Annotated in this window: 10 protein-coding genes; 8 read left to right on the forward strand and 2 right to left on the reverse strand. The window is 61.3% G+C overall.

Annotated features, from left to right (window positions below):
* Nucleotides 1-9 precede the first annotated feature (9 nt).
* The 3 genes from tssM to AC4PS6_RS18650 are packed head-to-tail and all read left to right on the forward strand — an operon-like array spanning nucleotide 10 to nucleotide 4,942.
* Complete coding sequence (tssM, locus tag AC4PS6_RS18640; RefSeq protein WP_103452207.1) at nucleotides 10-3,375, forward strand: type VI secretion system membrane subunit TssM; 3,366 nt, start codon at nucleotides 10-12, stop codon at nucleotides 3,373-3,375.
* A 5-nt stretch (nucleotides 3,376-3,380) separates the two neighbouring features.
* Complete coding sequence (locus AC4PS6_RS18645) at nucleotides 3,381-4,103, forward strand: PP2C family protein-serine/threonine phosphatase (RefSeq protein WP_019817593.1); 723 nt, start codon at nucleotides 3,381-3,383, stop codon at nucleotides 4,101-4,103.
* On the forward strand, nucleotides 4,100-4,942 hold the full coding sequence (locus tag AC4PS6_RS18650; RefSeq protein WP_014718229.1) for a serine/threonine-protein kinase: 843 nt from the start codon (nucleotides 4,100-4,102) through the stop codon (nucleotides 4,940-4,942). Before AC4PS6_RS18645 ends, AC4PS6_RS18650 begins: the two co-directional genes overlap by 4 nt.
* A gap of 8 nt (nucleotides 4,943-4,950) precedes the next feature.
* Here the strand turns inward: AC4PS6_RS18650 and AC4PS6_RS18655 are convergent, their stop codons facing one another.
* On the reverse strand, nucleotides 4,951-5,280 hold the full coding sequence (locus tag AC4PS6_RS18655) for a DUF6388 family protein (RefSeq protein ID WP_014718230.1): 330 nt from the start codon (nucleotides 5,278-5,280) through the stop codon (nucleotides 4,951-4,953).
* Between the two features lie 11 nt (nucleotides 5,281-5,291).
* On the reverse strand, nucleotides 5,292-5,546 hold the full coding sequence (locus tag AC4PS6_RS18660) for a hypothetical protein (protein WP_224797013.1): 255 nt from the start codon (nucleotides 5,544-5,546) through the stop codon (nucleotides 5,292-5,294).
* A 345-nt stretch (nucleotides 5,547-5,891) separates the two neighbouring features.
* On the opposite strand from AC4PS6_RS18660, the gene AC4PS6_RS18665 reads away from it, so the two are divergent.
* The 5 genes from AC4PS6_RS18665 to AC4PS6_RS18685 all read left to right on the forward strand — a co-directional run bounded on the left by AC4PS6_RS18665 (nucleotide 5,892) and on the right by AC4PS6_RS18685 (nucleotide 13,456).
* Entirely contained in the window at nucleotides 5,892-7,961 is a 2,070-nt protein-coding gene (locus tag AC4PS6_RS18665; protein ID WP_103452206.1) for an EAL domain-containing protein, read from the forward strand.
* A 562-nt stretch (nucleotides 7,962-8,523) separates the two neighbouring features.
* Entirely contained in the window at nucleotides 8,524-9,519 is a 996-nt protein-coding gene (locus AC4PS6_RS18670) for an HOASN domain-containing protein (protein ID WP_032903844.1), read from the forward strand.
* A 39-nt stretch (nucleotides 9,520-9,558) separates the two neighbouring features.
* A complete protein-coding gene (locus AC4PS6_RS18675; protein ID WP_032903843.1) occupies nucleotides 9,559-10,545 on the forward strand; it encodes an HOASN domain-containing protein in 987 nt (328 codons plus the stop codon).
* Nucleotides 10,546-10,574: 29 nt separating this feature from the next.
* On the forward strand, nucleotides 10,575-12,008 hold the full coding sequence (gene purB, locus AC4PS6_RS18680) for an adenylosuccinate lyase (RefSeq protein WP_492180898.1): 1,434 nt from the start codon (nucleotides 10,575-10,577) through the stop codon (nucleotides 12,006-12,008).
* Nucleotides 12,008-13,456, forward strand: a complete 1,449-nt coding sequence (locus tag AC4PS6_RS18685) for a class-II fumarase/aspartase family protein (protein ID WP_336826337.1) — start codon at nucleotides 12,008-12,010, stop codon at nucleotides 13,454-13,456. The genes purB and AC4PS6_RS18685 overlap by 1 nt, the downstream gene beginning before the upstream one ends.
* Nucleotides 13,457-13,461: the final 5 nt, after the last annotated feature.

Here is a 13,461-nt window from a genome sequence, read left to right on the forward strand (position 1 = left end):
GAGCAATGAATGATCGCATTCTTCAAGGGGGTGGGCACCGTGCTGGGCAGGATTTGGGTGTGGAGCCTGTTGCTGGTGCTTTCCTGCGCGGCAATGGTGTGGTTCTTGGGGCCGCTGCTGGCAGTGGATGATCACCGTATCTGGGCCGGGGCGACTGCTCGGTTGGTCACCATCAGCGGTGTGTTCTTGCTATGGGGACTGGCGATGGCGTTTGTGGGCCCAGGTTTTGCCGCCTGGCGCCAAAGACCAGAACGCGAGGTGCGCCGACAGCCGATGACGCGGGTGGAGGACGAACGCCGGCACCTGCGCAGTCGGTTCAAGAAAGCCGTGCACCTGCTCAAGATATCCCGCCATTATGGAGAGCGTAACGCGCGTTGGCGTCATGAGTTGCCCTGGTACCTGTTGATCGGTGAGCCGGGCAGTGGCAAGACACAGCTGCTGGCGGCAGCGGGCTTGCCGCTGGCGCTGGACCACGCGCAAACGCGGCCGATCGGTAGCAGTGCCCATTGTGACTGGTATTTCGGCGACGAAGGCGTGCTGATCGACACCCCGGGACGCTACCTTACCCAGCCCGACTCTTCAGTGGACGCCGCAGGCTGGATCACCTTGCTGCATCTGCTCCGGTGGCGCCGTCGAGTGCGGCCGCTCAGCGGTGTGGTGGTGACGCTATCGGTCGACATGCTGTCGAGCACCAACGAATACGACTTGGATCATCACGCACGCCATGTACACTCGCGCCTGCAAGAGATCCAACAAACGTTGCATGTGGATGTGCCGATTTACCTGGTGTTGACCCACGCCGACCGATTGCCGGGATTCGCTGAATTCTTCGACTCACCCATTGGAGAAAGTGCCGACAGCGTGTTGGGTCAGCACCTGCAAGGTTGCGCCGACGGTACTGACACAACACAGGTTCGTCAGGCGGTCGAGCAATTATTGCAGCGCTTGAACAGTGAGCTGATTGGGCGACTGCATCAGGAGCGCAATGTCGAGCGACGTGGGCAGATGCTGGAGTTTCCCCAGCAGGCAGCACGAATGGGGGAGCGCGTCAGCCTGTTCGTTGACATGGCGTTTTGCGCACATCGCTACCAACCCATCAACGGTTTGCGAGGGTTCTTCTTGACCTGCGCCGATGGCAGGCACCCGCGCTTTGTGCAGGGCCTGTTCAGCCAGGTGATCTTCGCCGAGGCCGACCTTGCGGGTTTGCAGGCTCAGGAACAACAACGTCTGCGTTGGCGCCAGGGCGCGCAGGCGGTGGCTGCAGCGCTGGTTATTGGCGGTGTCGGCGGGCTATGGGGGCACAGTTACTCAGTCAACCACCAACGCTTGGCGCAATTGTCGGCGCTGACCTCACACCCGCCGCTCGCCCTTGCGGCCGACGATGAAAGCACGGCGCTGTTGGCGCTGTTGGACGCGCGACTGGCGGCGACGCAGGTTTTTCCTGGGCCGGCAGATGTACGCCTGGTGGAGCGCACCGGGCTGTATCAGGGCGAACTGAGCCGTCCCAGCGTCGATCAAGCCTATGATCACGCGCTGCAAAAGCCATTTCTGGCCTGGACAGCCGCCCAGTTGGAAGAACAGGTAATTGCCAGCCTCGGGGACCGGGAGCGGCTGCTCGACGACCTGCGTGCCTACCTGATGCTCAATCTGCGCGAACGCCGTGACACGACCTGGCTGGCAGAACATATTGCAAGCCTTTGGTCGGTGCGGTTTGCCGGGGATATGCCAACACAGAAGCGCCTCAATGTGCACCTTGCGCGGCTGCTGGAGCAACCTTTTGTGGTGTCACTCAACGCGGAGCGGGTGGCCCAGGCCCGTGAAGCGCTGAGGGGCGAATCGTTGGCCGATGGGGTCTATCGGGTATTGCGCGAACAAGCGCGCAGCCTGGAGCCGTTGCGGCTGGCCGAGGGTAAGGTGTTCGCCGCTATCGATCCGCCTGTGCCGGGGTTCTATACCAAACGCTATGTGCAGTACTTTGAGGCGCAGGGCCCGCGGTTGGTAAACGCCATCACCCAGGACAACTGGGTGCTCGGCGAGGGTACCGACCTGGGGACCGAGGACTTGCGGCGCCTGATGGCTGAACTGCAGCAACGTTATTTCAGCGAGTATGCCGATGCCTGGAGCGATGCGCTTGGCCGAGTCAGGCTGCAAGAGACTGACAACCTGCGCCAGGATGCCGAGCAACTGATGAACCTGACGTCGGCGCAATCGCCTTTGATTCGTCTCTTGCAACAGGTGCGTGAAAATACGCGTTTGTTGCCAAGCCATGGACTGCTGGACAAAGTGGCCCAGCAGTCGGCAGACCTGGGCGAGATGGCCAAGTCGAGGTTGACGGCGGGGCAGGCGGGTATTGTCGAGGCTCCGCGGCGCGCCTTGCAGCGCCGCTTTGAGCCTTTGCATCAATTGCTGGATGAGCAGCAGAACCCCGGCGTAGAGCTGACTCAGGCCTTGCGTCTGCTGGATGAAGTGCACCTGCATTTGACGGCCTTGAACCGGGACAGCGCACCCGAGCAGGCCGCCTTCCTGCGTGCCAGGCAGCGCATGGAGGGCCAGCAGGATGCATTGGGCCATCTGCGAGACGCCGCCGCTCGCCTGCCGCTGCCCGTTGCCGGCTGGCTCGAAAGTATGGCGGATGACAGTTGGCGGCATTTGCTGGAACAGGCCTATGTGCACGTCAACCAACGTTATCAGAGCGAGGTGCATAGCCTTTATGCCAAGGCCATTGGCCGACGTTACCCATTCAATGCGCACGCCAGCAGTGAGGTCGCCCTTCACGATTTTCAGGAGTTCTTCAAGCCACGCGGGGTGATGGCGCGCTTTTATGAGGGCTACCTGCGGCCTTTTATCAGTGCCGACGGCAGCCGCTACCGATTGCGTGGGCTGGATGGCCAGAGTTTGCCGGTTTCCCGTGCGCTGCTGGAGCAATTGATGAAGATCCAGGTCATCCGCCGCGGCTTTTTTACCGAAGACGCGGGGGAGTTGTCCGTGCGATTCACCTTGGCACCCTACAGCCTGGACCCATCGGTCAGCCGAGCGATCCTGCGGTTTGGCGACCAGCAATTGGAGTATCGCCACGGTCCGATCGTACCCATGACGTTCCATTGGCCCACCGACGCAGACAATGGGCGCAGCAGCCTCGTCTTGGAGAGAGGCGCGGAGCAGCGCCCCTTGGGCATCGAAAAAGACACTGGAGCGTGGTCGTTGTTCCGGTTTCTGGACCTGCTGCAGAAAGAGCCCGCCAGCGGCCGTAATATACAGATCCTCAAGGCAGACCTCGCCGGCCTGCGCGCCAATTACCGGCTCACCAGCCAGCGTACGCCCGGTCCGTTTGACATGGACACATGGCGCACCTTTCGCCTGCCGGAGCAGCTGTGACCCCGATGGAAGCCCCGTGGCGCAGCGCCGGGCGCACGCAGCGAGGCCTGGCGCGGTTGCGCAATGAGGATGCATTCCTGGACAACCCGAGCACGGGTTGCTGGGCGGTGGCGGACGGCATGGGCGGGTATCGGCACGGGGATGTCGCCAGCCAGTGGATAGTCAGCCACTTGGCTTCAGTGTCGGCTGACGGCAACCTTGACCAGCGTATTCAGGCGGTTCGCAACAAATTGCAGGACGTCAACCAAGGAGTACGACGCGCATGGACAGAACCTGGCGCAACCAATGAAGTGACGATGGGCAGCACCGTGGTCGCCCTGTTGTTGGAGAAGGGCCGGGCGGCCTGCCTATGGGCGGGAGACAGTCGCTGCTATTTATGGCGCGACCAGAGTCTCTACCAATTGTCGAAGGACCACTCGCTGCTGCAGCGCCTCATGGACGAGCGTCAGTTGAGTGTGGCGCAAGCCCAGGCTTACCCGGGTGCCAGGGCCTTGACCCGGGCCGTTGGCGCGCGTTCGCGGTTGCATCTGGAGGTACTGGAACTGCGTACCCGCCCTGGGGATGTATTTTTGTTGTGCAGTGATGGCTTGTATCAGGCCCTCAGCCATGTTGACCTGGGGCGGGCGTTGAGCATGGGCACGCCTCAACGGGCAGTGGAACGGCTATTTGCAGCGGCGTTGCGCCGGCCGATACGCGATGATCTGACTGCGGTTGTGGTGCAGCCTTGAACTCGGCAGCTCAAGCCTGCCGTTTACTGTCTGGGCGCTATCACCTTGAACGTGTCTTGGGCAGAGGTGGCATGGGCAGGGTGTACCGCGCGCGCGACCTGTTGCACGAGCAATTGGGCGAACCCTGTTCCAAGGTCGCGATCAAGCTACTCGACGAACCCATTTCCCAGTGCCCCGACGCGCATGTGTTGTTGTACAGCGAGTTTGCGTTGACCCGCAGCCTGAGGCACGCGCATGTGGTACGGGCGTTTTCGTTTGAGGTCGATACACACAGTCAAGTCGCGTTTTTCACCATGGAGTTGCTGCAAGGAGTGACGCTGGACCGCCTGCTGCTGGAGTGCCCCTATGGCTTGCCCTGGCGGGAGTTGCGACCCATCGCCGTGCAGTTGCTGGATGCGCTGGTCTACACCCACCAGCAAGACGTTCTGCACGGTGATGTCAAACCAGCCAATGTCATGGTGGGCGAGGAGGGCGTGCGCTTGTTCGATTTCGGCCTGGGCCAGGCTCAAGCAGGCGCCGCAATGGGTTTGCCGAGTGTCAGCCGCAGTCGTTTCAATGCCTGGACACCTGCCTACGCCGCCCCGGAACTGTTGGCCGGCGGTGCGCTGACCGCCGCTGCCGACCTGTACGGCGTGGCCTGCGTCCTGTACGAACTGGCCCACGGTAAGCGCGTTGGGGAGCGCGCCTCCAAGGTCTGTCTGCCCCGGCCCGCGCAGTTACCCAGGCATTGCTGGGTGGCGTTACAGGCAGCGTTGGCGATAGACCCGCAGCACCGAAGCATAACGGTCGCCGAGTTGCGTCACGTCATGGGGCGCAACCGAGCACGCTGGTGCTTGTAGGGCAAAGGTCAAACGGCCAAGCCGTGCAACTGGCAGTACTGCGCCCAGTCCATGCCTGCCATCTGTGCGACTTCTTTATGCACTTCGCGCCGCTGGGCCTCGAAGGCTTCGGTCGAATCGGCCGTCAGCTTGAGGGTCAATTCCCAGGCGAATAATTTTTGCTGTTCAGCGTGTGCTTCGAAAGCCTCATGCAGGCGTTCGGCGCGATACTGCGCCAGGGTTTCGCCCCTGGCCTGGGCTACCAGCGGGTTTAGGCTGTCCAGCTCGGCAGCGACCTGCGGTTGTTCGCGCAGGAATCTGTCCAGCGCAAGTTGGTGCGTATCGTTGGGTGCCGACACAGGTAGACACCTTAATGAGAAGGGTGAGAGTTGCTATCGGACGCGCGTGCGTTGAGGTGATGGCGGGCACGCTTGCGCGACCTGCGCTGCATCCAGTTTTGCAACGGCGCCAGCAAGAAAAACATCAGGTAAGCGACCAGCACCAGGGTCAGGTCTACCCAGGTTTCAGCCACAGGCCCAGTGAACAATTCAATGAGGTTCTTGATTACAAACAGCAACACCACGCTGCACAACCACAGCAGGATGGTGACAAACAGAGGACGCATGTGACTTGAGCGTTTGTCTTGCATAGTGAGGTTCTCTCCTTTGGCCTGTTGTCGTTCCAGGCAAGATTCCCTGAGTGCGTACCCATTATCAGACAGGTTGTAACATCCTTTAACACGCACAAACCGTGCGGATGATACCGACTCAGACAGCCTTAGGGGATGATTCAAGTCAGAAAGTTCGATAAATCTGTAGGGATTTAGTCTAGCAACCCGGCATTCACTGGTAAAAAAGCCGGGCAGGGACGGGGATAAAGGCTTTCGCTTCGGCTATCAGGCCGTGTAGCGTTAGCGGGTGTTTCCGGCCCTGATCTTCAGCGGCAGTCGGTGACAGGCAGAGGACGGCCCATGGCGCACACCCTGTTCAAACTTTTCCTGACACAGCGCCTGGCGGTCCTGGCCAGCACGGAGTCGCTGCGTGCGATTCGGGAGGGGCTGCTGTGGATACTGCCGTGCCTGTTGGTGTCCGCTGGTTTCCTGATCCTGTCCGAATGCGCCCTGGCGCTGGGGTTCGATGCGCAGGTGGTGAGTTTCCTGGCCGGGTTGCATAAACAGATCAGCTCGGTGATCCCGTTGCTGGTGGCGGCCTCCATCGGCTACATGTTGGCGATTCAACACCGTCTGCCACAACTGCCGGTCGCCTTCCTGTGCCTGGCCCATGTAGTGGTCGCAACCTTCGTGCTGCGTGAGTACCCGCGTGCTTCGGCCACGTTCCTACTCTTTATTGCCATTGCTTCGCCCTTGATCAATGTGCCGGCCATCGCCTGGCTGCACCGCTTTCGCTGGACGCGCCTGGTCAACCAGGACCTGGTCGGCCATAACCTCAAGGGCACCATCAACATGGTGATACCCGGCGCACTCACGGCCTTGTCGTTGGTGGCGGTGTTGTCGTTGCTGCTGTTGATCCCCCATGTGGCGCAAATCCAGGGGCCGCAGGTGCTTGATGCGTTGCAGACGCCTTACGGCAGCGGGTTGTTTGTCACCCTGATGAATTCGCTGCTGTGGTTCTTCGGGATTCACGGCGTGTATGCCATGCAGCCGTTATTCGATGCATTGGACCAGGCGGTGGCGCTCAATGGCGCAGCGTTGGCGGCGGGGGAGCCGGTGCTGTACCTGCTCAACAACGGCTTGCTGGGCAGTTTTGCGTTTATCGGTGGCTCGGGCGCAACCTTATGCCTGTTATTGGCGATCCTGCTATTTTCCAAGAGCCAGTCCATGCGCTTGCTGGCGGTGGCCAGTTTGCCGCTGTCATTATTCAATGTCAGCGAAGTGCTGTTGTTCGGTTTGCCGATCATCCTCAACCCGCGCCTGTTCATACCGTTTCTATTGGTGCCGGCGTTCAACGCGATGGTGGCGTTGATGGTGGTGCAACTGGGCTGGGTCTCACCGGCGGTGGCCAGCGTGCCCTTTACCGCCCCGGTGCTGCTCAACGCGTACCTCAGCACCCATGGCGATGTGGCGGCGGTGGTGTTGCAGATCGTTCTGTTGGGCGCCGGTACCCTGGCGTATGCGCCCTACGTCAGGGCGATTCATCGCCAGTCCAGCGATGGCGGCACGGTGTACCTCAAATCCCTTGACATGACCTTTCGCGGTCTCGAGGAGAAAGGCCGTCTGCTGGAGTTCGATCCGGTGCTGGCCACTCACCAGACATTGGCCCGTCAGGCCGCTGAGTTGAACCGTATTCAACAGATCAGCGATTACGAGTTCTACCTTGAGTTTCAACCCCAAATCTCCACCCGCACCGGTTTGTGCACCGGCTGCGAGGCGCTGATGCGCGCCCGGGACAGCCAGGGCACGGTGCATTCGCCCTGGGAGTTCCTGCAATGGCTGGCGCACGCCAGGCTGATGCCGGACGTAGACGTGTGGGTGGCATCCCAGGCTGTGCGCCAGTATCAGAAATGGCAGAAGGTGGGTTTTGAACTGCCGATGACCATCAATATTTCCAGCACCACGCTCAAGGACGCCGCCTATGGCGACCGCCTGGTGGAAATTCTTCGCCAGGCCCGTGGGCAAGTTTCAGTGGAAATTACCGAAGACGCGCTGGTCAGCGACATCCCGGCCACCCGCCAGACCATCCAGAAGTTGCAGGCCATGGGCGCCAAGGTCTATCTGGATGATTTTGGCACTGGGTTTTCTGCGTTGAGCTATCTGCACCAGTTTCCTGTGGATTTCATCAAGATCGACCGCAGTTTTGTGGTTGCCCAGCATGACCCTAAAGGCGCCCAGGTGCTCACAGGTATGTTGCGGTTCTGCGAGGCCTTGGACCTGGGCGTGGTAGTGGAAGGGGTTGAGACGGCTGAGCAATTGGCCTTTTTGAGTAACGGGCCTGAGTTGTTTATCCAGGGCTGGTATTTCAGCAAGGCACTGCCTGGGGATCAGTTGCCGCGCTTTGTGCGTGAGCGCAGGGCGTTGGTCTGATGGCCGACGCTTATCTAACTGACGCCCTGCGGTCCAACTGTGGGAGCTGGCTTGCCTGCGATGACGGCCTGCCAGTCGACGCCTATCTACCTGACACCCCGCAGTCCAACTGTGGGAGCTGGCTTGCCTGCGATGACGCCCTGACAGCCGACGCTGTTATACCGTGTACATATCCATTCCTGCGGTCACGACCACTTAGGGTTCCGCTCTGACAGCGGGTCACTTTGGAAAAGAGCCGGAATGCCGGCCCAGCCCAAAGTAACCAAAGGGCGCTTGCCCCACCACTCGGCACCTCGCTTGGGCTCGGTGTGCCCGTAATCCGCCAGTGATTTGGGGGGGGGGGCGCTTCAGATCAAGAGCAAGATCAAGAGCGACTCGCTTCGCATCGTGGTTACCGCTGGCTGCTACGGAGTTGTGTAATACCTATTGTTTGGTGGCGCCAACCCCCCATCTCCAAGCCTTTGAAAGAATTTTCCTACAGGTGTTGACCTTGCCACTACGGGAACCTTTAGGCTTTTTTCCGAGTACGCCCAACCACAAAAACAAGATTCAGGGGTTATCAATGGATACTGCTGCCCTGCAACAACGCTCGGATTCCGATCTCTTCACCAACGCCTCGCGGCTGATGGTGAATGCCTTGGAACCCAGCGCCAACTACGCCCAAGTCACCCGCGCGCTGGAAGCGCTGCTCGCACTGACCCGGCAAGGCCTGGCGGGAGACGCCCAAGCTTATGCGCACTATCAGTCAGCCCTGCTGCAACTGCACCTCCCCGGTGACCCGCGCACCGAGCCGACCCGGCGCTGGATGGCCAGCGAGGTCTACCGCGTCGAAGATGAGTTCGCCGCCGACGTGCCGGGCTTTAAAGCGTTGCCGGCGGACGAGTTCCGTCAACAGGTCGACGCTGAAATCGCCGCACGCAGCCGGGTCAACCACCCGATGTCGGTGCACCTGTTCCAAGGTACGCCGCCGGTGCAGGATGTGCGCTTTTTCCTGGAGCATCACTGGACCCGTTCCTACAACTTCTACAGCCTGCTGGCCGAGTTGGCCTTCCGTTTCGAAGCCATCGAAGACGCCTCGGTGTTTTACCGCAACTTGTACGGCGAAGCAGGCGCTGAGACACCGGAGCGTTCGCACCCGGCGATGCTCGCCCATCTGATGGAGTATTTCGATATTCCGCTGGCCATCGATTTCCCCGCGCTGCATCCGCTGGAAAAGGCCTACCTGAATAATCGCATTCGCTGTGTGCGCCACACCGATGTCGCCTGGGGCCTTGCGCTGCTCTATGCGGTGGAGTCTGTCAGCTGCGTCAACCATCGGCGCATCTACGAGTTGTTGCAGCGCCTGGATGTACCGGCGCAGCCCAGCGAATTCCACCGCTTGCATGGCACCCAGGATGAGATCGACACCGAAGAAATGTGGGCACTGATTGCCAAGTTCGCCAGCGAGGAAGGCTTTCAACGCACGTTCATGCGCGCACTCAAGCACCACTTCGAAATCAACAAGGCCTACTTCGACAGCCTGTGGCAGCAGATGCAGGCCCAACGCCTGTCTGCCTGAACGACCTGCGACCCAAAAACAAAAATAATGGAGCACATGATGAGCCCACGTAATTTTTCCCTGGCGCAATTGCAGAATATTCACACGGCCGAAGCCCGTCTGCTGGCGGAAGCCTTGAAACCGGACGCGACGTTCAATCGCATCGAAATTGCCGCCAATATGCTGCGCGCCCTGTGCGAGACCGGCCAACGTGGCGACGCCGCGAATGCAGCGCAGTGCCAGCAATTGCTGTACATCCTCTCGTTGAGCGACGACGTGGCCACCGCCTCGACCCGGCGCTGGCTGGCCAATGCCGTCTATAGCGTGCAAGAGCGTTTCATGCCGTCAGCCGACTTGGCATCGCCCTTGTCCGAGGCCGGCTTCCAGCAGCGCCTGGAAGAGCAGATTGCCGCGCAGTCGCGGGAAAACCATCCGATGTCGCAGTATGTGTTTGAAGGCAAAGCCTCTCACGAGCAACTGCAGGTGTTTTTGCGCCACCAATGGTTCCGTACTTATCGCCTTTACCGGGACGCCGCCGACCTGCTGGTCAACCTGACTGACGTGGACGAGGCGGCCGCCCTGGCGCGTTATCTCTACGGCGAGTTGGGCGAAGAGGATGAGCAGCGTTCCCACCCGAAGCTGTTGGCCAAGCTGCTCGCCGCCGTGGGCCTGAATGCCGATTTCGAGGCCCTCTCGACGATGCCCGAGGAAATCGCCTACCTCAACAACCGCGCACGCTGTTTCCGCAACCCCGATGTCGGCTGGGGCCTGGCGGTGTTCTACATCACCGAACTGGTGGTGCCCGGTAACCACGGCAAGCTGTACAACGCCCTGCGCAACGCGGGCTTGAGCCAGGATGACGCGGAGTACTACGAAGTGCACATCAGCCTGGTGCCGCCGCGGGCCAAGCGTGAATGGGCACTGATCTCACGGCGTATTCCGGACCTGGGGTTCCAGAATGCGTTCCTGACGTCTCTGGCCGAGCACTTCCGGCTGGAGCGGGCTTATTACGATGCAGTCTGGGAAGAAGTACAACGCGTGAAGTAGCCCTCCCTGGACAACCCGAGTAACCCGACATGCCAAGTCATATCACTGAATCCCGTATCCACGGGGGCGCTTACTCGTCCCCGGAATTTGCTGCGATCTTCTCTGATGCCAATCAGGTGCAGAAGTGGCTCGATGTTGAAACAGCACTGGCGGCGACCCAGGCGCAGATGGGCCTCATCCCCCAGGAGGCCGCCCGGGAGATTGCCCGGGTAGCCAGCGTGGAACTGCTGGACCTCGATGCGTTGGGGCGCGAGGGCCTGGAAACCGGGCACATCCTGGTGCCGACCCTGCGCGCCTTGCAGGGGTTATGCGCCGATGGGCTGGGCGAATACGTGCATTACGGCGTGACCACCCAGGACATCCTCGACACCGGCCTCATCCTGCAAATCCGCGATGCCTGGGGCCTGGTAGTGCAGCGTTTGCGCGGGATCCGCGGGCATCTGCTCACGCTCGCCCTGCGCCATAAGCACACGGCGATGGTCGCCAGAACCCATGGCCAACACGCATTGCCCACCACGTTCGGCTATAAGGTGGCGGTGTGGGTCGATGAGATTGATCGACACCTTGAACGCTTTGACGAAGCCTACGCCCGGGTGATGGTCGGCAACCTGACCGGCGCCGTGGGCACCCTGGCCGGGCTTGGCCCGCAGGGTTTGGACGTGCAGCGCCGCACCCTGGAAAGCCTCGGCCTGGCGGCGCCGTTGACCAGTTGGCACAGCGCCCGCGACCGCATCCTGGAAGCGGCGTGGCTGCTGGTGCAGGCGTCGGCGACGTTGGGGCGTGTCGCCAATGAGATCTACCACCTGCAGCGCACCGAGATCGACGAAGTGCGCGAGGGGCGGCGAGCCGGGCAAGTGGGGAGTAGCACCATGCCCCACAAGCAAAACCCGTCGACGGTGGACTTGATCAGCGCGCTGTCACGGCTGGTACGTGCGCAGATGGTTGCGCTGACCGATGCGGCTTTCCAGATGCACGAGCGTGACGGCACCACCTGGCGCATCGAATGGGCGGCCTTACCCGAGCTGTTCATTTACGCCGGTGCGTTGCTCGCTCGTGTGGAAGGCTTGCTGCTGGCGGGGTTGGAGGTGCGTGAAGCGCGCATGCGCAGCAACCTGGACTTGTTGGGCGGGCTGATCCTGTCGGAGCGCGTGATGCTTGCGCTGGCGCCTCGGTGTGGCAAGCAGACGGCCCATCACCTGGTGCACGACATCGCCCTGCAGGCCCAAGACGCGGGCGTTTGCTTTCGCGACGCGCTGCTTGGCGACCCTCGGCTGCGCGGTTGTTTCAGCCCACAAATGCTCGATGACTTGCTTGACCCGACGGCCTACACAGGGCTGGCGGCCGAAATGGTCGATCTGGTGGCAACTAAAGCACGACCTCGCGCTTCAGGCGATGGCGCTGAAGCACTGATGGCAACCCAAGGCAATACCAATCAGTCCCTGTACGCTACGGAGGGTATGTGATGGATGCGCAAACTTTGGAAACGACAGCTCGTGCGTCTTGCACCGCACGTTCGGACCACCCAGGTTTTGATCATGACGGCGAGCAATGCCGCCACGAACACAGCCACATCCTCGATTCGAAAACCCACGGTTCGGGTTATGCCGGCCCGCAGAGCCGCAAGATTTTTTGCAGTCATTGTCGCCTGCAACGCTGGCTGGACGTGGAAGCCGCGCTGGCCATGGCGCAGGCCGATGTCAACATCATCCCGCGCGAGGCGGCCCTGGAGATCGAAAAGGCCGCGTTGCTATCGGGCATCAATGTGCGCCAACTGGCCGAGGGTGTGGTTGCCACTGGGCATTCGCTGATGCCATTGCTGAGCGCCCTGCAAAAAAATTGCAGCCCCAGTGCCCGTGAATACGTGCATTACGGCGCTACCACCCAAGACATACAGGACACCGCCCAGTCCCTGGAGATGCGCGATGTGCTTGATGCGATGGACCAGGCCCTGGAGACTTTGCTGGGTAAGTTGTCGACCCTGGCCGATGCGCACCGTGACTCGCTGATGGTCGCCAGGACCCACTCGATTCCCGCCTTGCCGACCACCTTCGGGCTGAAGGTCGCTGGCTGGATCGATGAGCTGTTGCGCCACCAGCAGCGCTTGGCCGAAGCCCGCCAGCGTGTACTGGTGGTGCAACTGTTCGGCGGGGTCGGCACCATGGCGGCGTTCGGCCCGGACGCCATGCCGATGCTGGAGCGTTTTGCCCAGCGCTTGTCGCTGCAAGTGCCCCTGACGGGCTGGCATGTGTCCCGTGACCGCGTTGCGGAGTTCGTCAGCACCCTGGCCATGGTTACCGCCTCGTTGGCCCGCGTAGCCGATGAAATCCGTACGCTCAATCGCTGGGAAATCGCTGAAGTGGAAGTGGGCTGGAGCGACCAGCAGATCGGCAGCAGCACCATGCCGCACAAACGCAACCCCGAAGGCTGCGAGCAGGTGGTGGTGTTGGCGCGGCTGGCCAAGGCCCAGGTCATGCTCGCGCTGGACGCGATGATTCTTGAGCATGAGCGCGATTACCGCGGTACGCGGCTGGAGTGGTGCGCGGTCGCGGACGTTTCCCACTATGCATTGATGGCGCTCTCGATTCTGACCGAGACCATCGACGGGCTCACCGTGAATGTGCAGGAGATGGAAGGCACCGCCCAGGCGTATGGCGATGCCATCTGCACCGAAGCGGTGGTGTTCGAAATGGCGCGCAAGCTGGGCAAGAGCAGCGCCTACCAGATCATCTTCGAAGTATCCCAGGCCAGCCAGCGCAATCACGTGTCGATCCGCGAGGCAATCGAGGCCGATGCGCGGGTGCTTGCTGTCATGAGTGACGGCGCCCTGGCACGGCTGTTCGAGCCCAGGACCCACCTGGGCATGTCCGAGCGCATCGTTGACAACGTGCTGGCCAAACTCGCCGGCCATTGATCCCT

It is taken from the genome of Pseudomonas sp. DW-iso17 (assembly GCF_058725345.1).